General features: G+C 41.1%; 16 protein-coding genes. 8 read left to right on the top strand and 8 right to left on the bottom strand.

The features are described 5' to 3' along the window. Positions 1 to 58 precede the first annotated feature (58 nt). The 5 genes from HB679_RS14900 (at position 59) to HB679_RS14880 (ending at position 8870) form a co-directional block, all read left to right on the top strand. A complete protein-coding gene (locus HB679_RS14900) occupies positions 59 to 1384 on the top strand; it encodes a 6-bladed beta-propeller (protein ID WP_214072796.1) in 1326 nt (441 codons plus the stop codon). A 61-nt stretch (positions 1385 to 1445) separates the two neighbouring features. Continuing rightward, positions 1446 to 4313: a TonB-dependent receptor gene (locus HB679_RS14895; protein ID WP_214072795.1), complete on the top strand. Its 2868-nt coding sequence runs from the start codon at positions 1446 to 1448 to the stop codon at positions 4311 to 4313. Between the two features lie 413 nt (positions 4314 to 4726). After that, on the top strand, positions 4727 to 7261 hold the full coding sequence (locus HB679_RS14890; protein ID WP_214072794.1) for an ATP-dependent Clp protease ATP-binding subunit: 2535 nt from the start codon (positions 4727 to 4729) through the stop codon (positions 7259 to 7261). A 160-nt stretch (positions 7262 to 7421) separates the two neighbouring features. Then, positions 7422 to 7844, top strand: coding sequence for a hypothetical protein (locus HB679_RS14885; RefSeq protein ID WP_214072793.1), 423 nt, complete (start codon positions 7422 to 7424; stop codon positions 7842 to 7844). Positions 7845 to 8060: 216 nt separating this feature from the next. Continuing rightward, positions 8061 to 8870, top strand: a complete 810-nt coding sequence (locus HB679_RS14880) for a phosphatidylinositol-specific phospholipase C/glycerophosphodiester phosphodiesterase family protein (protein WP_346345157.1) — start codon at positions 8061 to 8063, stop codon at positions 8868 to 8870. 10 nt (positions 8871 to 8880) lie between these two features. Here the strand turns inward: HB679_RS14880 and HB679_RS14875 are convergent, their stop codons facing one another. From HB679_RS14875 to HB679_RS14855, 5 genes are all read right to left on the bottom strand, one after another. Further along, positions 8881 to 9678, bottom strand: coding sequence for a DUF4249 domain-containing protein (locus HB679_RS14875; RefSeq protein WP_214072791.1), 798 nt, complete (start codon positions 9676 to 9678; stop codon positions 8881 to 8883). A 3-nt stretch (positions 9679 to 9681) separates the two neighbouring features. Next, positions 9682 to 12015 carry a TonB-dependent receptor gene (locus HB679_RS14870; RefSeq protein ID WP_214072790.1) on the bottom strand — a complete coding sequence of 778 codons (2334 nt, stop codon included), beginning with the start codon at positions 12013 to 12015 and terminating at the stop codon, positions 9682 to 9684. Between the two features lie 163 nt (positions 12016 to 12178). After that, entirely contained in the window at positions 12179 to 12754 is a 576-nt protein-coding gene (locus HB679_RS14865) for a dihydrofolate reductase family protein (RefSeq protein ID WP_255547620.1), read from the bottom strand. 20 nt (positions 12755 to 12774) lie between these two features. Then, positions 12775 to 13338: a dihydrofolate reductase family protein gene (locus tag HB679_RS14860; RefSeq protein WP_214072788.1), complete on the bottom strand. Its 564-nt coding sequence runs from the start codon at positions 13336 to 13338 to the stop codon at positions 12775 to 12777. Between the two features lie 21 nt (positions 13339 to 13359). Then, positions 13360 to 13746: a DoxX family protein gene (locus tag HB679_RS14855; protein ID WP_214072787.1), complete on the bottom strand. Its 387-nt coding sequence runs from the start codon at positions 13744 to 13746 to the stop codon at positions 13360 to 13362. Between the two features lie 197 nt (positions 13747 to 13943). On the opposite strand from HB679_RS14855, the gene HB679_RS14850 reads away from it, so the two are divergent. Beyond that, positions 13944 to 14921: a helix-turn-helix domain-containing protein gene (locus tag HB679_RS14850; RefSeq protein ID WP_214072786.1), complete on the top strand. Its 978-nt coding sequence runs from the start codon at positions 13944 to 13946 to the stop codon at positions 14919 to 14921. 7 nt (positions 14922 to 14928) lie between these two features. On the opposite strand, the gene HB679_RS14845 is transcribed toward HB679_RS14850, so the two are convergent. Next, positions 14929 to 15771, bottom strand: coding sequence for a hypothetical protein (locus HB679_RS14845; protein WP_214072785.1), 843 nt, complete (start codon positions 15769 to 15771; stop codon positions 14929 to 14931). Positions 15772 to 15865: 94 nt separating this feature from the next. Beyond that, positions 15866 to 16702 (bottom strand): hypothetical protein, encoded by an 837-nt coding sequence (locus tag HB679_RS14840; RefSeq protein ID WP_214072784.1) that lies wholly within the window; start codon positions 16700 to 16702, stop codon positions 15866 to 15868. Between the two features lie 90 nt (positions 16703 to 16792). On the opposite strand from HB679_RS14840, the gene HB679_RS14835 reads away from it, so the two are divergent. Next, the gene (locus tag HB679_RS14835) at positions 16793 to 17296 is read left to right on the top strand and encodes a GNAT family N-acetyltransferase (RefSeq protein ID WP_214072783.1); all 504 of its coding nucleotides are present in this window, start codon (positions 16793 to 16795) and stop codon (positions 17294 to 17296) included. Here the strand turns inward: HB679_RS14835 and HB679_RS14830 are convergent. Continuing rightward, complete coding sequence (locus HB679_RS14830; protein ID WP_214072782.1) at positions 17293 to 17586, bottom strand: antibiotic biosynthesis monooxygenase; 294 nt, start codon at positions 17584 to 17586, stop codon at positions 17293 to 17295. The genes HB679_RS14835 and HB679_RS14830 overlap by 4 nt on opposite strands. A 646-nt stretch (positions 17587 to 18232) precedes the next feature. Here HB679_RS14830 and HB679_RS14825 point away from each other — a divergent pair. Next, positions 18233 to 21376: a TonB-dependent receptor gene (locus tag HB679_RS14825; RefSeq protein ID WP_214072781.1), complete on the top strand. Its 3144-nt coding sequence runs from the start codon at positions 18233 to 18235 to the stop codon at positions 21374 to 21376. Position 21377 lies beyond the last annotated feature (1 nt).

The following is a 21377-nucleotide window of genomic DNA, read 5'->3' as shown; positions in this document are numbered from 1 at the left end:
TATCAATTTTTTATCTATTATTGATGTCAGATACCCCAATCTAGGCCAAACCAACACAATGAACCTCACATCAATAGTTAAAAAGCTAATTGCCTGCTCTTGCCTGCTTTTTGGTGCTGCTTTTTCTACGTCGGCACAAAGAGTTATTCCTGTTGATTCAAGCAAAATGCAAACACTGCGCATTGATCCTTCTAACGCTATGGGAGGTAATGTTTCCGACTTTTTTACAGAGGTTAACTACATACCCCTTGAAACTACCGATGAATGCATATTTGGCAGCATCTCTAAACTAGAGATAACCGATGACTACTTTATTATATTTGATTATAATACCCACGCTATCCTGATCTTTAACAAGAACGGAAAGTTTCATGCCAAAATTAAAAGTAATGAAACCACGCCAATCTGGGGTTTCACGCTTAACCGGTTTGCCAAACAAATAGTTTATAGCAGGGACAATTATAAAACCATAATCTATGCAGATTATGATGCTAAAACCATTAAAACTGAAAAATTTCTCAAGTCGGATTTAGCAAAGGATGAGGTAAGCGGATCAAATTCATTCTATTTCTCGGCCGACAAAGCATTAACCTATAGCTACGCAAACCGACTTGACACGAATGATAAATATTATAAGACCTATTCAAAATCATTGATTGTATTTTACAATGATAAAAATAAAGTATACGCGCATGGCTTGCCATTTGACCCACGAGAAGCGGATATGCAACATATTGGCGGCGGTGTTGGCCCGCTTAGTAGTTTTGGTGTAGACACTGCATTTTTTTATTCTAAAGTATATTCCGGTAAAATATATACTATAACACCTAATGCTATTCAGCTCACTTACAAATTTATTTTCCCGTTTTACTCCAGCATCCCCGCCGATTTTGCGGTAAACCCCATCTACAAGCAAAAACAGGTAGAATATGTAAGCAAACACCCTAAAGAGATTTTTAACATAACTAATTTTTATCAGATCAATAACAATCTGATTTTTAGAGCGCAAACCTGGGGTTGGGGCAATAAAGAAGATAACCTGATATACAATTTAAAGACCGGGACCCTGATTGCTTACAAGCATATCCTACAGGACGAAAAATCTTATTTTTTGCCGCTGTATGACGACTTGAACGGCGGCGGTTCTTTTGATCAGAGCGGTATTCTGGCCTGCCAGGGTGGATATTTGTATACATCAGCATCGTCTTTGGCTATGTTTAGTTACCAGGAAAAATATGGCGACCCAATAACAAAAAGCACACCGACATTTGGTAATGAAACCAAGAAATCAAAATATCCACCGGCGCTTGAAACTTATTTCAAAAAAGGTTCGCGCCGGGATAACCCGGTAATTATGCAGCTTAAACTTAAAGACGACTTGTAGCAGTACGCGCTAAACCATATTCTTAATCCACCTAAATCTTATCACAAACCCTCATCACCACGTGAATAAATACCTGAAACTTGCCGTAGCTTGCTTTATTTGTACGTTGCTATTTAACAAAGCCGAGGCTCAAACTCAAGCCGTTCAAAAAGACACCATAAATGTGGGTGCCGTTATTGGACTGGTACGCGATAGTGTACATAATTACGTTATGGCCGCCGCCACTATGGCTATTTACAAACAGAAAGACAATGAGTTGGTGAGCTATCAGCTAACCAATAATTTCGGGCGGTATCAATTTAAAAACGTACCGGTAGGTACGCCTTTGTATGTATTGGCAACACACGTTGGTTACCAGTCTACCAGGAAGGAGTTTATTATATCGCCCAAGACAAAAAGTATCGACCTAAAGACTTTAAACATGGAACGTGTAGATATGTCTTTAAAAGAGGTGGTAATAAAAGGCGAGCAGGCCCCCATGCAAATGCGCGGCGATACCCTGGAGTTTAACGCCAGCGCTTTTAAGCTGGACAGCGATGCCGTAGTAGGCGATTTGTTGCGCAAACTACCCGGCATAACTGTTTGGGCCGATGGTGTGATTACCGTAAATGGCAAAAAGATTAATCAGTTACTGGTTAATGGTAAGCAATTTTTTGGGGGCGATAACAAAATTGCGCTGGATAACCTGCCGAAAAATTCGGTGCAAAAAATACAGGTTTACCAAAATAAAGACGATAAAGACCCCGTGAACCCTAAAACCGATATGAACATTGTAACCAAAAAAGATAAGCAGGACGGCATGTTCGGTAAATTTGGCGCCGGTTATGGCAGCAACGGGCATTATGCCGGCGACGGTATGTTCACCTATTTTTCGCCTAAAACCCAGGTGAGCCTGGTGGGTGCTTTTAATGACGTAAATAAAACTGCTTATGATGTAAATACGCTGATGCGCTTTAACTCATTTAAAGGCGAGGGCATTAATGACGATTATCATAGTGATTTTACCAAAACCGGTGTGAATGTTTTTAGAGGTGGCGGAGCCACGTTCTCGCAAGACTTTAGTAAAGACTCAGATCCGCGGCAATCGTACTATAAAACTAATCAACTTAAAGGCGAGGTATTCAGTAATGACCTGGATAATAAAACCCTTACCAACAGTACAACGGTGGTTTCGCTAAGCGACGATTCGCATTTAAATCAAACATCAGCTCATACCGGCCATAGCAATGATTTTAGCCTGCGCTCAAATGGCAGTTATGAAAAAAGAACAGAGCATAATTATATCACCGCAGATTATAATATTACTAACTCGCAAAATACTTCGTCGTCTACGCAGAAAGACGAGTCTGTTAATGACGTGACCGGAGATCAAAGTCAAAAAATTGCAGAATCAAACAGTAATCGGAATTCAACTAACGCCAGTGGCTCTGTCGGCTTTAACACCAATAGATATTATGACTTTGTTAAATTCAGATACAAATCTATAGAGACCGAATTTAAATACACCTTCAATGTTAATCGCGGTACCGACAATAGTATTAATACTACAGACTTTACCGCCTCAGACCCTACGCAAGATCAGCACTATAATCGTCAATATTTAAAGAGTTTTGATGGCGGTACCCATACCTTTGTGAGTAATTTAAAAGATATTACGGAGCTGTTTAGACACAATAGGGGGAACAAATTTGTACAGATTGATATTGACAACACCATCAGCCTGAATCATCAGAATGAAAATGATAATGTTGGCGATTTAGCAGTGGGCGCTACAACTTACACGCCCAACACCAGCTTGACCAACATTAGCCATTATACCACTGTTGATGAAAAGCCGTCTGTGCAGTTTGTTAAAAGTTTTTCGAAATATTTAGATAATCGTTATAATAAATCATGGCGTATTACCTTAAATGCACAGGGGCAGATATTTGATCAGAAAAATGATGCTTTGCAAACCATTCAAAATATCGACAAGTCATACAGCTATTTCATACCGGCGATAGACTTTACATCGTACAATTACCAATATGGCGAATATTCGAAAAACTATAGCTTTGGTTACTACAGTTCTGTAATTTACCCATCGGTTAACCAGATAGCCCCGTTGACAGATAATGCCGACGTTTATAATGTTTACTTAGGTAATATGCATTTAAAGCCTGCTTATAAAAATGATGTATATGCCAACTTTTCTTTCTACGATCAGAAAAGGAAAAATCCATTGAATTTTGGTGTTTCGTTATCTGCCAACCTCATTAAAGATAACATAGCCGATAGCGTAATGTATGACGCGCTTGGCCGCTCGGTACACCGCTCGGTTAACATGGGTACCAGCAGAACAGCCAGCTATTACAACTGGTTAAACAAAGCCTTTAATTTTAAAGACCATCAGTTCCAGCTTGATAATAATACCAACTACAGTTATTCAGAATATACTACCAGCGTGAATGCTAAGGATTACCTTACCCGCGCAAATTGGTTTAAGATGCAAGCATCAATACTGTATAGTTATAAATCTATCTGGAAGGCTGATATTGGAGAAAAGTTTGAAGGTTCAAAAACCAACCAGGTTGGTTTAAGCCGGTATACCAACTACAACTGGCAAACAAATGCGGGCTTAGGTTTTGCATTTCCCCGAAGTGTATTCTTTGATACCCGTGTCGCTTTTAATAATAACAAAAGTTCGGCCGCTACCAGTAATATTTACTACACCATATGGAACGCCGACATTGGTTACCGGTTCCTGAAAGGCTCGGAGGGCGAGATCAAATTCTCGGCATTAGACTTATTGCACCAAAACAGATCATTAGAGCATTACATTACCGCTAATAGCATTACCACAACACAAGCCAATGTGCTGCAACAATATTTTATGGTGACGCTGGCTTATTACCCGCGCCATTTTGGGTTGCATGGTAAAAAGAAGTGATTAGAGATTGGTAGCGAATGCGATCCTATAAACTAATTAAAAATCTTGCTAACTAATCTCTAATCACTGTTCAACCAATCCCTCGTCATGCCGTAATGGCACAATTACACGCCGGGTCTGTCTTTTTTTCCACAGTTGGGTACTTTTATTCCTATAGAGGCTAAACTATTGGCGTTTACCCATATCAAACACATAATTAGCAGCGTTATAACATCGATTTAACATAGGATTAAGTTAAATTCTGGTAATAAATGTTGCATAAAGTTTAACTTTTAATAGATTGCACATCATAATAATGTCTGTTTATTGCTAAGAATTAATATTGGCAGCAATATTGTTGATAAAATAGGAAAAAGAAGGCGTTCTAAGTATAGTAACTAATTAATATATTAGGACGTATAATAGGAGTATATATGGAAGCAAAATTTTCGCCACGGGTTAAGGATGTGATACAGTACAGCAGGGAAGAGGCATTGCGCCTTGGACACGACTATATTGGTACAGAACATCTTTTGCTTGGCCTTATCCGTGATGGAGACGGTGTAGCTATAAAACTGCTTAGAGAACTGGCAGTTGATACAGCAAGATTGCGTCGTTCTGTCGAAGACGCTGTGAAAGGAACTATAGGAACTAACGTACATATTGGCAGCATCCCGCTAACTAAACAAGCCGAAAAAGTATTGAAGATAACTTACCTTGAAGCTAAAATATTTAAAAGCGATGTAATAGGTACCGAGCATTTATTGCTATCTATTTTGCGCGATGAAGATAACATTGCATCACAAATACTGATGCAGTATAACGTCAACTATGAAGTGTTTAAAGGCGAGGTTGAATCGCACAAAAACAACATAACCGACGAGATGCCGGGATCGCCGACAGGCGGTGATGACGACTTCAAAGAAGAAGAAGCATTTAATCAGCCTAAAAAGGTTTCTGACATTAAATCAAAAACACCGGTGCTTGACAACTTTGGCCGCGATTTAACCCGCGCTGCCGAGGATGGTAAACTTGACCCGATTGTTGGCCGTGAAAAAGAGATTGAGCGTGTTTCGCAAATCTTATCACGTCGTAAAAAGAATAACCCAATTTTAATTGGCGAGCCGGGTGTTGGTAAATCTGCCATCGCCGAAGGTTTGGCATTACGTATTGTGCAGCGTAAAGTATCGCGTGTATTGTTTAACAAACGTGTGGTTACTTTAGACCTGGCTTCATTGGTAGCAGGTACAAAATATCGCGGCCAGTTTGAAGAGCGTATGAAAGCCGTAATGAACGAGCTGGAAAAATCGCCTGATGTGATCTTGTTTATTGACGAGATTCATACCATAGTTGGTGCAGGTGGTGCCTCTGGTTCATTAGATGCATCGAATATGTTTAAACCGGCTTTGGCTCGTGGAGAGATCCAATGCATTGGCGCAACAACTTTAGACGAGTATCGTCAGTTTATTGAAAAAGACGGCGCTTTAGATCGTCGTTTCCAAAAAGTGATGGTTGAACCGGCTACGCCTGATGAAACTGTTGAGATATTAAATCGCATTAAAGAAAAATACGAAGAGCACCACGGTGTAACTTATACCGACGAAGCTATTTTGGCTTGTGTTACTTTAACTACAAGATATATTACCGACCGTTTCTTACCGGATAAAGCTATTGATGCTTTAGACGAATCAGGATCGCGTGTTCACTTAACCAATATCCATGTTCCACAAGAGATTTTGGATATCGAGAACAAGATAGAGCAGATCAAGGTTGAGAAAAACAAAGTAGTACGCAGCCAGAAATACGAAGAGGCCGCTAAATTGCGCGATACGGAAAAGCACCTGCTTGAAGAATTGGAGCAAGCCAAATCTGCGTGGGAAGCTGAAACAAAATCAAAACGCTATACGGTAACTGAAGACAACGTTGCCGAGGTAGTATCTATGATGACCGGTATCCCGGTGCAAAAAGTTGGACAAACAGACAGCCAAAAACTGTTGAACATGTCTGGCACCATTGGTAACAAAATTATTGGCCAGGATGATGCTATTAAGAAACTAACCCGTGCTATCCAACGCACCCGTGCAGGTTTGAAAGATCCTAAAAAACCAATTGGTTCTTTTATTTTCTTAGGCCCTACAGGTGTTGGTAAAACCGAGTTAGCTAAAGAGCTTGCGCGCTTTATGTTTGATACTGAGGATGCTTTGATCCAGATTGACATGAGCGAGTACATGGAGAAATTTGCGGTATCTCGTTTAGTAGGTGCGCCTCCGGGCTATGTGGGTTATGAAGAAGGCGGACAGTTGACCGAAAAGGTGCGTCGTAAACCGTATGCAGTAATATTGTTGGATGAGATTGAAAAAGCTCACCCGGATGTGTTTAACATCTTGTTACAAGTGTTAGACGAAGGACAGTTAACTGACTCATTGGGCCGCAAAGTTGATTTCAGAAATGCAATCATTATCATGACCTCAAACATTGGCGCACGCCAGTTGAAAGACTTTGGTCAGGGTGTGGGCTTTAGCACCAATGCTAAAACTACCCAGGCAGATCAGCACTCGAGAGGTGTTATCGAGAATGCTTTGAAACGCGCGTTTTCACCAGAGTTTTTGAACCGTATCGATGACGTGATTGTATTTAACTCGTTAGGCGAGGATGAAATCTTCAAGATCATTGATATTGAGTTAGCCGCTTTGTTTGGCCGAGTTAACAGCTTGGGTTATAAAATTGAATTAACCGAAACCGCTAAAAAATTCATTGCCGAAAAAGGATATGATTCGCAGTTTGGTGCTCGCCCTTTAAAACGTGCTATCCAGAAATATCTGGAAGACCCAATTGCCGAAGAAATATTAAAAGGCGAATTGAACGAAGGCGATATCATGCTGGTTGATTATGACAAAGAAGCTGAAGAGATTAAAATCTCTCCCAAAAAAGCTTCGGGCAAAAAACCTAAGCAAGAAGAGCAGAATTAATATTTAATAATATAAAAAATACCCGCCCCACAGCGGGTATTTTTTATAAGATATTATTGTGGTGCGTTTATCCCCGAGAAAATAAATCAAAAAAAAATAAACTAAGTATTAAACCTTTTCGTTCTACAAGTATCTTACTTCTGAAAAAAATAATATTGCTATGAAAAAAATCTTATCTATCGCTTGTGTGGCCATTGTAGTGGCTACTTTAGCCTCATGTAAAAAAACGTACATAACCAATGTGGTTCCAAATCAAACTTTTAATGCAACAATTGCTGCGTCGCAATGGACTCAAACTACCGATGGTAAGTCAGATTCAATTTCAATTAAACTACCTAATGCAACGCAGTTCTTTTTAAATGACAGCGATGCTACCTTAGTTTACTTCTCTTATTTTCAAGGTGTATACGAGCAAATTCCAGAAGTGTACAATGGTGTATCTTATAGCTATTTCCATTATACCAACAACGGAAACCTTTATATGGTTGTTTACGCACAACCAATTGGGGGCGGCGTGCCTGTTAAACCAACAAACGACATTTTAGTGAAATTGGTATTAATCCCGTCAGATTCGGGTAATTGATATATATTAGTTTATTAGGGAAAGCCGGTCGTTTACGATCGGCTTTTTTTGTTGATTAATAATTCGAAATTTCATGATTTAGCTATGGGGCGTTAAGCCCACATTAGAATAATATTAGAATTCTTCAAAAGTTTCATATTGTCATTACAGAGTCATAGATTTATAAAAGTAACAAAAATGATACTTTTATAAATGTTGATACCCCTGACTGATACTGTGAGAAAGATTTTTATTGCCGGCTTGATCCTAATACTCCCGATTATAGCCAATGCGCAATGTGTGATGTTGGAGAATGGTTTTGCACATAACGATTATTTGCACAAGCGGCCGTTGCTTGATGCCGAAAATAATGGTTACACGCACATTGAAGCCGATATTTTCTTACACCATAATAAACTGGTTGTAGCACATATCAATCCTTATTTTAAGGGTAAGCGTACGCTCGAGAATTTATACCTAAAACCCTTGTTAGCGCAAATAACCGCTAATAATGGCTGCGTTTACCAGGGGCATAAGGAGCCGGTAACATTAATGATTGACATTAAAACCGATGCTAACAAAACCTATGCTGCATTAGAAGACGTACTGGAGAAATACAAATCTATACTTTCAAGTTATGATAACGGCAATGTTACTACAGGTGCGGTAACCATTGTGCTGTCCGGGCATAAACCTTACGATGAGGTGAAGGCAGAAAAAAGTCGCCTGGTATTTATTGATGAAGACCTTCGTAAAGTAGACCGCGATACTGTAGCCAATGTGGCCCGCATGGCTAGTTGTAAATACTCAAAATTATTAAAGTGGAAAGGCAATGGCCTTATATCTCCGCGTGAAAGGCTGCGTCTGTTAAATTACGTAACCATAGCGCATAAAAACGGCGATCAGGTAAGGTTATGGGCATCGCCGGATAATAAAGCCGTCTGGAAAGAAATTTTAAGCTGCGGCGTCGACTTAATTAATACCGATAAGCTGGCCGCTTTAAAAGACTTTTTGGTTGCACAACCTGCCAGGCAAACTGCAAACTAATACTTCTTTATTAAGGGATAATAATATCGCGCCGCTCTGTAGTGTGTGCGCTAAAATAGCCTAACACCGGGGGGCTGTCAAAAAAATCGCTCGCGGGGTTACTGGGGGTGGTAGAGCTAAACCCGTTAGCCGATTGTTGAGAAAAGGTGTACCAGTAGGTATACATATTAATATCAATGCATTGCATTTCAATATTTACGTGGTCGCCGCTTTTTAATTTAATGTCGTCCTGATATAAATAGGCTTGCACAAGCTTGCCATCGTTAAATTGATCATTCATAGCAAATATTTGCTTTACACGCACGCCGTTTACTGTTAATACAAAACGATATTGATTAGCGGTGTCGGGTTGATCCTGGTAATAAACAATGATGGTTTTTTCGGGCGAGGTACCTATTTGCTGCACAGAAAGCGCAACCGAGTCTATGGCTACTTTAATCGGCATGGTTGAAACGGCACGGTAAGTTTTACCATCCACAACTGCTCTTACCTGATAGGTTTGATTAGGTTGGCCTGTAAATGAAGTAGAATAATAAAACCCGGGCGAGCGCTGTATGGTTGAATAAACTTTTCCGTTGCGGTCAATGATCTCAACATCGGCATTGGTAACCGCCGGGAAACTATTTGTACTATCTAAGGGCAACGTCCGGCTTATGGTTACCAATTGGGGGCCAGACTGGTCTGTTACATTACCCTCAATAACTAATTGCTGTGCTGCATTGCCTAATTTAAGATCTATCACCTTTTTGCAGGAAGCAATTGCCAGGCTAAGAAAAATTAAAATCGCTAATCTGTATTTCACCGCCATATCCTAAAAATTAAAGTTATAAGTTATTGATGGTATCCTGCCAAACAAACTTGTTTTAACAGCTTGTGTACGGGTAGGGTCGTCAGGATTTTCCTGGAAAGTTATGGTATAAGGGTTTTTACGGTTGTAGGCATTATATAAGCCGAATGTCCAGCTGGAGTGATAATGTTTATGCGGCTTTCCCTCCAGGGTAGCACCTAAATCCAGGCGGCTGTAAGCCGGTAAACGGTCGGTGTTGCGGTCGGCATAATAGAAAGTAGTAAGCCCGCCAACTACATATTTACCATGCGGATAGGTTACCGCATTACCGGTTGCGTATACAAAGGTGCTGGAGAGTGTCCACCGGGTGCTTAATTTGTAAATACCCACAACAGATACGTCGTGCGTCCTGTCGTAAGTGGCGGCAAAGTAATTGCCGTTGTTTACGCCGTCAAATTTGTTTTCGGTTTTTGATAGGGTGTAACCAATCCACCCGTTAAACTTGCCGTAGTGTTTTTTAAAGAAAAGCTCCAAACCGTATGCGCGGCCGGTGCCGTAAATCAATTGCGACTCCACATCCTGGTTAGCTATCAGCTCGGCGCCATTTTTATAATCTACCTGGTTTTGTAAAGCTTTATAATACACTTCCGATGAAAACTCATATTGGTTATTGGCAAAGTTTTTAAAATAACCCATAGACAGCTGATCAGACACTCCCGGCTTAATGTTATTGCTGCTCATTACATATAAATCAGTTGGAGAACTGGCCGTTGAGTTTGATATCAAATGGATGTTTTGCGTATTACGGTTATAGGATGCTTTCAGCGAGTTTTCATCATTCAACTTATAGCTTAAAGAAAAGCGTGGTTCAAGATTGATATAGGTTTTTACAATGTCGCCCCGGTTGTAGTTACCGTAAAACTCGGCTACGTCGGCTGCGCTGTAGGTTGTAAACTTACCTGGCCCAAATAAAGAGAATGTAGAAAATCTTGCCCCATATAAAAGATCAACCTTGCTGCCTAATTTCCATTCGTCAGAAACATAAGCAGCTGATTCGAGCCCATAACGTGGCTGGATTTTTTGTGGGTTAATATCTGATGAATTTGATGATTGAATATCGCCCGGCGATATAGTATGATGCGTGCCATTAACACCAAATGATAAAGTATTGTTATCAGAAAAAAAGTATTGGAAATCTTCCTTCAGGTTAAAATCCCGGATTCTGGAGGTAACCTTGAAATCATTGTTTGTGGTAAAACTTTCTACCAGGAAATTGTAATCGCTATAAATCAGTGACGAATTTAAAAATAGCTTGTTATTGAAGATATGCGTAAAACGTAAGGTGCCCGTTTGGTTGCCCCAGTTAGTGGCAAAGTTATCTTTCAAACCCAATACATCTTTACCTAAATATCCCGATAGGTAGACCGTGTTTTTATCATCAAAACGATAATGGAACTTAGCATTCAGATCATAAAAATACAGGCTGGCGCCCCGTGTTGACGAGTCTGGCGATAGCTTCAAAAAAACATCGGCATAAGTACGGCGCGCACTGATCATGAAAGAACTTTTGTCGGCCACTATTGGTCCTTCAACTTTAATGCGCGACGATATAAGGCCTATACCACCTTGTACAGTCAATTTCTTGTCGTTACCATCCAGCATCTTAATATCCAGTACGGATGATAGTCGCCCGCCATATTCGGCCGGCATGCCGCCTTTATATAAAGCAACATCTTTGATAGCATCTGAGTTAAAAGTAGAGAAGAAGCCAAATAAGTGCGAAGCATTATAAACCACAGCCTCGTCCAGCAAGATCAGGTTTTGGTCTGAATTTCCTCCCCTTACGTAAAAGCCGGTATTACCCTCGCCGGTCGATTTTACACCCGGTAGCAGTTGGATAGTTTTAATAACATCCTTCTCGCCAAAAATTACCGGCACGTTATTTACCTGGTTCAGATCGAGCCGGTTTACCCCCATTTGCGGGTTATCTATGTTCTCGCTTTTATGAGCCTTACTGCTAATAGAGATCTCCTGTAGCGTATTATTGCTGGCTAATAAAATATTTAAAGAAGCGTTTTTGTTTAGTTTGATCAATTGGGTGGTGGTAGCATACCCTACGTAGCTTATAACCAGGGTGTAATCGCCGCCCGGCGCCGTTAGCGAGAAAAAGCCGTAATTGTTGGTTGTTGCGCCGTTTTGTTGTATTTCTTGCAACCTTACGGTGGCGCCAATCAATGTTTCGCCGGTGGCGGCGTCTTTTACGCTTCCATCAATAGTATATTTTTTTTGAGCATATGCAAGATTGCCAAAGCAAAGCGGTATCAGCAAAAAAAGTATATAAAGAAAGCGTTTATACATAAAGGATTGGTCGGCCTGCAAAAAGCAATAAATATTTTTTAATGTAGGCCGCAGGTATATTGGTCTTAATAACTCAAAGATATCACTCTGAGTAAATTATAACGCACAAAAGCAATAATTTACATAAGCACGTTAAACTTTAATTAGTACGGGTAGGTGGCTTTTAAGGTTGTTTGATACCGGTGCTATATTTAAGCACCACAACGCCCGATGGTAGCGTCTGCGTATTTATAAGCTGCAAGTTTTGCCGCTGCTTAAAAAGTTGCATGCCGCTGCCAATACTTACCGGGTACAACCACAGTAAGTATTCGTCAATCAAATTATGGCTGTTAAGGTATTGCACCAGTTTATGGCTGCCATAAATCAAGATATTTTTACCCGGTTGCTGCTTGAGTTTCAAAATCTCCTGGCGGATATTTGCCGAGATGAGTTTAGAATTTGCCCATCTGAGGGTTTTTAGCGTGCGCGAGCAAACCACTTTTGGGTAGCGGTTAATCATGTCAGCATAAGCCAGATCCTCGCGCGAGAGCGAAAGGCAGGTACTTACAGCGGGCCAGTAACCGGCCATTGCGCTGTAAGTATTTTTGCCTAGTAATATGGTGTCAGCGGTGTTGAGTTGTTGGGCCAGTAAGTCAGACATATCGGTGCTCCAGTTTTGTAAGTGCCAGTCAAGCCCGCCGTCCGGCCCGGCCATAAAACCATCAATGGTAATATTCATCGATACTATTATCCGCCTCATGCCAACCCGCCTTTTATTAGTTATACCGGTACGTAGTTCAACGCTACAATGCCAACTTCAAACGGATGAGCTTTTACCAGTTTCAGCCCCAGTCTACCCTCCAATAGTTTAAATATCGGCATGCCGTTGCCAATGGCTGTGGGGTTTACAAACAGATGGAAATCGTCAACCAACCCCGCCTTAATTAATGACGATGCAAAGCCTGCACCGCCATAAGTAATGATATCGCCGCCGTTTGTGGCTTTTAGTTTTTTGATTTCTTCAACCAAATCACCGGTAGCCAGTGTCGTATTGTCCCAGGCAGATTGGGTTAATGTTTTTGAGAACACAACTTTTGCAGTGTCAACCATTTTGTGGCTAAACTCATCATTGCCTTCGGGCGTTTTTACTGCTGCGGCCCAATGCGGTATAAAGCCTTCGGCTAGTTTGCGGCCCATCACTATCGTGTCAACAGGAGCCGTCAAATCTTTAACGTAAGCTTTGATATCGTCGCCCCACCCCCATGACATCCAGTCCATTTCGCCATTTGGCCCGGCAACATACCCGTCTATAGATATTTGCATCTGCAACTTTAGTTTTCTCATGATATGCTATTTGGGTAGATGTTAGGCTTGTTGTTTACCTAAGGCCAGTTTCTTGTGGTAATAAATGTAAGCTGCTGCGGCCAGTGCAAGGAAGATAATCATGAAGTACCATGGGCCATCAGGCTGCGGCACACTATGAATAGAATAGGTGGCAGCAATTAAATCGAAAGTTAAACCAGCATACGCCCATTCTTTTAATCTCGATGGTAAACCCGGTATGATAATAGTTAAAGCACCTAATGCTTTTGCTACACCCAAAAACGGAATAAAATATAGTGGATAGCCCAAGCCGCCATGCATGCCTTTAACGGCATCTGGCGACGACATGATATCAGGAATAGCGGAGCCAAACATTACAAAGGCAAATAATCCATTAAATACCCAGTATAAAATTTTTGTTGTTTTCATTGTTTTTAATTGTTGTTTTAAGTTTATGGTTGTTTTAATGATTTAACAATACAAATGTACATCAGCTGTTTAACCCGCGTGACGTTGAGTTGAGACATTGTAAGGGGTGATTTGAGACATATGGTTTTTTCTTTAATCGATTTTATTAAATTTGATAAAGCACTTGTATTGATTACAAGTGAATATAAAAAAATAAGATGAAGCACGTATCAATCTTAGTACCCTACGATGCCGTTTTGGCCGCCATTTTTGATCCCCGCTATATATTTAGCGCCGTGAACCAGTTTTTAATTGATGCCGGAAAAGAGCCCGCATTTGATATTAAATTAGTTGGCCTGTCGCCACAGGTGCAGCTAAGCGGCGGCGCATTTGCTGTAAATACAGATGCTTTATGTGCCGATATTGAGAAAACCGACCTGGTGATTATTCCCGCTTTAGGGGGCGATATGAAAACCAGCATCGAGCGTAACCGGGAGTTGGTGCCGTGGATCATTGATCAATATCATAAAGGTGCCGAAGTGACCTCGCTTTGTGTAGGCGCTTTCTTATTGGCAGAGACCGGTTTGCTGGATGGCAAATCATGCTCAACACACTGGTTGTTTGCCAACGATTTCAGAGCGATGTTTCCAAACGTTACATTAACTGATGGTAGCATTATTACCGAAAATGAGCGCTTGTTCTCAAGCGGCGGTGCGTCTTCTTACTGGAACGTGCTCTTGCATTTGGTTGAGCGGTATGCCGGCCGAGAAATGGCTATCCGTGCTTCTAAGTTTTTTGCTATCGAGATTGACCGTAAGAGTCAATCGCCATTTATTATGTTTAACGGGCAGAAGCGGCATGAAGACGAACCTATAAAAAAAGCGCAGGAGTTTATTGAAGAAAACCTGACCGAAAAGATCTCTATAGAGGACCTGGCAACCCGTTTTGCCATCGGCCGCCGTCATTTTATCCGCAGATTTAAAAAAGCCACTAACAACACACCTGCCGAGTACATACAACGTGTAAAAATTGAAGCAGCCAAAAAACATCTCGAAAACACGCCGAAGAATATTAACGAGGTAATGTATGATGTTGGCTATACCGATGTAAAAGCTTTCCGCACGGTATTTAAAAAGATCACCGGCCTGTCGCCCATTGATTATAAACACCGTTATAATCGCGAAAACGCAGCTTAGCTATATATTACTGACCGATTATTTGCCGCATTTTGGCCAGCCCTTGTAACGGCGGACTATTTGCCGGCAGCCAGCTTTGCATGTCATTGGCCCAGGCATTAAATTTCTCTTTATTTTTTTGTTCGAAGTAGGTGTAGGTAATATTGTAAGCCATCTCGGTTTTAAGATCGGCACTACAAAAAGTTATGGCTTGTTTGTAACTGTCTTCTGCCTGTTGCATTTTACCTGATTTTACCTGTGCAAAAACCAATTCCTTATATAAGTTACCGTCTTTGGGCGTTTTCTTAAGTTCATCGTTAATGGCCGCTTCCGCTTTGCTGTACTGTTTAGTTGCATTGTAGGCATATATAAATTCAAAAGCCAGGCCATGGTAATCCGGATTAGCTTTTTTTACCCGGTTTAAATAGTACAGTGCTCTGTCAGTCTCGTTTCCGGCGTTATAGGTAAAGCCAAGTCTAAATAAATAGTCTGTAGATGTTGTGTCGGTTTTGTAGCCTTTTAGCCAAAAAGGTTCTTCGGGTTCTTGTAGCTCTTTAACCTTGTCGGCAGGTATCCAGGCAAACCTTACCGGCGAATTTTCTTGTAATCGCTGTAATATGTTTTGTGTAATTGGCAGTTTCGCTCCTGTAAAAGTACCGTCTTTATTAATTTTAAAACTACCCCCCGCATGTATTGTTGGCCCCGCCGATATGTCCATATAAACAAAACCATAAAGGTAGGCGCTATCAGTTTTGGTTCTAACGGCAACCCATTTATCAACGCTTTCTATTACACCTTTATTAAAGCTTAACGGAGTTTGCGCGCTGGCGCCAAGTGTAAGGCAGGTGAATATGATGAATAGGTATTTCATAATCGCAGTGTTTAGGCATAATTGATCAACCCTAAAATAGCTACTCAATTATTATCTTACAAGTAACAAATGTATCACTAACCGAAGTTAAGGCTTACTGTATGGGTGTTGCTATCATTTTATTAAGCCCATCCATTTGCTTTGAATTGGGTTCAATCCATTTCTTAGCCTCGGTCGCCCATTGGTCAAATTTCGGCTTGTTTTTTTGCTGATAATAAATGCGGCAGATATTATAAGCCAGATCGGCTTTTTGTTCGGTATTGCTATAGGGCAGCGCCGCCTTGTAGTTTTGTTCGGCCTTGTCCATATTGTTAGAGAATACCTCCTCATAGATCAACTCTTTATAAATACGCTGATCAGTTGGCCGTGCTGCTAATGATTTTCTTAAAAGGGCTTCAGACTTATCAAACTGGTGCAGGGCATTGTAGGCGTAAGCATATTCGAAATCAAGGCCGGGGGTATTTGGATTTATTTTTTTAACCCTATCCAGGTAATACAAAGCTTTCTGGGGTTCGTGGCTTGAGTTATAAGTAAATCCCCATTTCAACAAATAAGCTGCCGATGTGGTATCCATTTTTTTAGCACGTAGCCATTCAGGGTCGGCAACTATTTCCAGTTCTTTAAATTTACTTTGAGGTACCCAGGTTACTTTAGTTTGATCGTCTTTTAGCGGGATGGTGATCAAACTGCCCAATGCTAATTTGGTAGGGATATAGTTATTGCCGCTGATGATAAAAGTTCCTTCGCGGTGTACGGCAAGGCCAACCGCCGGGTCAATGTAAATGTAGCCCAGGTTGTATACGTTGTCTTTACCGGTATAAAGGGCTGTCCAGTGGTTCACACTTTCAACATATTTTTTATTGCCAATTAACGTAGTTTGCGCGTTGGCATGCAGGGTTGCTATAGTAAAAAGTATCAGGAAATATTTCATTTCAATTGGCTGTGTTGATCTTATAATCGGGTTTTAAAATTAGTAAAGCAGAGACATATATACAAAAGCTTAAAACGCTATTTTTGGCGGATGAATATCCGCCTTGCCAATATAGCCGACATACCGCAGATCATGCGTTTAATTAACGAGGTTGTCCCGGTTATGAATGCTGCCGGCAATTATCAGTGGGATGGACACTATCCAAATCCGGGTGTATTTGAGGCTGACATAGCGAAAAATCAACTCTGGCTTGCTGAGGAAGACGGATCTATTGCCGGCATCATTGCTATCACTACAGACCAAAGCCCTGAATACGTAGAAGCCGGTTGGGATATTAGCGAGATTACCATTGTAGTGCATCGGTTAGCGGTAAGCATCCATCACCAGGGAAAAGGTATTGCTGCAAAACTGATGCAACAGGCAGAGCTGGTTGCCCAACAACAAAACCTAAGCAAAGTAAGGGTTGATACCAATGTGGTTAATGCGGCAACCAATAAACTATTTCCTAAACTAGGCTACGTGTACGCGGGAGAGATACCGTTAGCGGGTAAAGTGGCGATGCGTTTTAACTGCTATGAAAAGGTGCTGATTTAAAGTTCAACAGCCTCAAAATGTTCCACCACCGGGAATGGGTCATAGTAATGATGTAGTAATTCCTTCCAGCTTAAATAAGCGTCAGATTGCCTGAAACCTATGGTATGATCTTCCAATTTCTCCCACTCTACTAAAAGGACGTACTTGTCTGCCTGTTCTATACACTTCTGCAAGGTGTGCTGCTGATAGCCTTTAGCAGAACTGATGTATTTCCCGGCTTCTCTGAAATCGTTTTCAAATTGAGCGCTTTGCCCGGGTTTTACGTAAAGAATAGCTATTTCTAAAATCATTTATTCAATTGTTGGATAAGTTAAAACGGGTTGTTGATTATTGCATTTTCTGCCGCTTTGTAATAATACTCTTTTTATCGGTATTTGCCGTGTTTGTTCAAGCAGTTACTTGCCGAAAACAGCCTCCTTGATAGTTTAAACCGCCTTTTTTAAAAACAGCCTCCATTTAAACAAATTTTAATTTATTGATTATTAATTAGTTAAACCTATTTGATAAATAATTATAAGTTAATAAAAACCACTCTTAAGTGCTATTGTTATTAACCCATAGGCATGCCAATTTGCCTGCAAAGCAATTATCTATTAAAACGTAATCCAAACGCGCTGTTTAAAACAACGCTGAACGGTAGCATGTGTCACTAACCGGCTAAGCGCTGCGATAGATAATTGCTTGTCAATTTTTGAAACCAATAGTTCCCCAAATCCAATTAATCTACCCTGATTAATTAAACTGTATTTTAAAGTCCGTTAAGGGCAATAGCCTGCGTGTGTGCTTTGTGTATCAACACCTTGTAGCGATCCGTCTTGCATTTTAATTAACCCTTTTATATGACCATCCATCTTAAAACCATCAATAGCCAATGAAAAAAACCATCAACCAAACTTAAAAATCTAAGTATTTGTCTATCACATTAATTAAACCGATATGAAAAAACATTTAACAACTAAAATACCTATCGCAAAACTTGGGTATTTAAGTAGCATTATATTCATCCTGTTAGCAGGTGTAAGTTTTGCAGGAGCCAGACCGGCTGTAAAATCAACCAAAAACCTTTTCGCCCCGCCAATTACCGTGAAGGGTAAAGTAACAGACGCCACTACCGGCGAAACACTGATAGGTGTATCTGTTAAGATCAAAGAAACAGGTGAAGGTGTTGCTACCGACGCCAATGGTAACTACTCTATTTCTGCGGACGGTGCAGCAACGCTTGTATTTAGTTATATAGGTTATACTGCTCAAGAGATAATGGTTAATAACAAACCTACTATCGACGTTAAACTGGCGGCACTTAATAAAGCTTTAACCGAAGTGGTAGTAGTAGGTTATGGCACGCAAAAAAAGATCTCGCTAACGGGCGCGGTCGACCGTGTTGATGCCTCAAAAGCTGTCGAAGGTCGTGCAGTTGCTAATACCTTCCAGGCTTTACAAGGCGAGTCGCCCAATTTAATTATCCAGGAAAAAGGTAATGACCCTACTAACCCCGACGGAAACTTAAACGTAAACATTCGCGGTACGGGTACCACTGGTAATAACGACCCGCTGGTGGTTATTGACGGTATTATTGGCGGTAACATCAATACGCTGAACCCGAACGATATCGATAATATATCCATATTGAAAGATGCGGGATCGGCGGCTATTTATGGGTCGCGTTCTGCCAATGGTGTAATTTTGGTGACCACTAAAAAAGGTAAGCTGAATAGCCCGCCAAAAGTAACTTACAATGGTATTTACGGCGTGCAAACACCGAAAATACAGTTTCACCCGGTTGACGCCTGGGTTAACGCAGAAGACAAGAACATGTCTTTAGAAAACTCCGGCAAGCCTGATCAATATACGCCAGAGCAAATTCAAGCCATTAAAGACAAAGGCAATGGCGATTGGCGCCTGGAAACCATTTTGCATAATGCACCACAAAACAACCAAAATTTTAGCGTAAGCGGTGGTTCGGCCAATAGCACCTACCTGATGTCGTTTGGATATCTGGATCAGCGCAGCTTTCTGGAGCAAAGCAATATCAATGGTACCTACGGTTTAAGGCGCTTTAACTTCCGTTTAAATCAAACAGCAACCCTGGGTAATTTTAACACCTCATGGAATTTAACTTACGCAAAGGTTCAAACTAATGCACCTTATAATGATGTTATTGGCGATGCATTGCGCGCTCCATTAACAGATAGCTTCCAGGATGCGCAAGGGCGCTACATAACCGGATTTGTAACTGACAACCCCCTGGATATGCTAAGAAACGGTGGGTTCAATTATAATAATAACGATGAGATCAACGGCAGCTTTACCGTAGGCTATCATGTTACACCTGCCTTCCAGATCAGGGCGGTATTTGGCGGAACAGTTAAATCAAACTCGCAACTGGTAAGGGGCGTGCCTTTAACTTACTACCCGTCAGGTCAATCAAATACCGATGCCTCAACTGCAGATTATAATGCAAAAGCATTAAGTACCAACACCAACTTATTGGCCGAGTATACCAAAACGATAGGTAAACATGATATCAACGTGTTGGTGGGTGTAGCTAACGAGTCGTATTTGTTTGAGGCCAGCCAGTTTAGGCAAACTTTAACAGACTCGTTATTGGGCGTTCCCACTTCGGCTACCCAAACAGACCGGACTAATTCTTACAACTCGGTATCAAACACACAAGAAACCAGTTTGAACTCTATTTTCGGTCGTCTGTCATATTCATACAACAACAAATATTATTTGGATGCTTCTTTCCGGGATGATGAGTCTTCAAACTTTGCAGCAGGTCATCGCTGGGCATTTTTTCCCTCAGTTGGTCTGTCATGGCGTGCTACGGAAGAGGATTTCATGAAAGATTATAAAGACCAGGTTGGTGATTTGCGGGTACACGGTAACTACGGTATCCTGGGTAACCAAAGCGTGGGTCCATACCAATATATCACCACTTATGGTGTAAATACAGGTACGGCGTATGCTTTTAATAACTCATCGGTAGTGGGGTACACGCAAACTTTGGCTAACCCGGGTATCACCTGGGAAAGTGCTGCAACGTTGGATCTTGGTTTGAACGCCAGTTTCTTTAAGGGGCATTTCTTAGTAGATGCAGATTATTTTAATAAAACAACCAGCAATATATTAGCGCCACGGCAAGATGTACCGTCATTATTTGGCTCAACTTTGCCTACCTACAATATCTCAAAAGTGCAGGATAAAGGATGGGAAGTAAAACTAACCTACAACACCCGCGGCGAGTTGTTTAGTCATAGTGTAACGTTTAGCCTGTCAAACGCTACCAGTAAATTGCTGGCTTATAGTTTTGATCAATCAGAAAACGTTTTCCAGCGCGAGGAGTTTGAATTTGTACGACGTGTAGGCTTGCCAATTACCGTTTACCAGGGTTATAAAACCAATGGCTTGTACCAAACTACTGCCGATGTAGCCAGCTATCCGCACTTTGCCAATTACCCTACAGGTTTGGCACCGGGCGACTGGAAGTTTGTGGACAAGAATCATGATGGTGTTATTGACGCTAATGATAAATTTATCCTGGGCGATCCGTTCCCGCATTATACGTTCGGTTTAAACTATAATGTCACCTTTAAAAACTTCGACGCTACTGTATTTATACAAGGTGTGTTAAAAAGGCAGGAGCTTATCCGGGGTGAGTTGATTGAGCCATATCACTTTACTACTTATGGCGGTACTGTTTACGATAGCTCAAGCGATTTCTGGACGCCAACTAATACTGGTGCCAAATATCCGCGCCTGGCCGAAAACGGATCTGTGCCTAACAACAACAACTTCCGTACAGGGTCTGACATGTATTTATTTAACACAGCCTATGGCCGGTTAAAGAATATACAGGTTGGCTATTCTTTCCCTGCAGCGATGTTGAAAAAAGTAAGCATTTCAAGAGCAAGGATTTATTTCACCGCCCAGAATTTGCTGACCATATCACCGCTGAAATTTACCGATCCGGAAGGAACCGAGTTTGGCAACAACCTGGATAACACCGTAGGTGCAGATACCCCAAGAGGATATCCGCTGGCCAAATTTTACGGTGTGGGTGTAGACTTAACTTTTTAAC

Origin of the sequence: Mucilaginibacter sp. dw_454 (assembly GCF_018449775.1) — a bacterium.
Taxonomy (GTDB): Bacteria; Bacteroidota; Bacteroidia; order Sphingobacteriales; family Sphingobacteriaceae; genus Mucilaginibacter.
The sequence above is the reverse complement of the archived record's forward strand: the minus strand, read 5'-3'. Positions and strand labels throughout refer to the sequence as shown.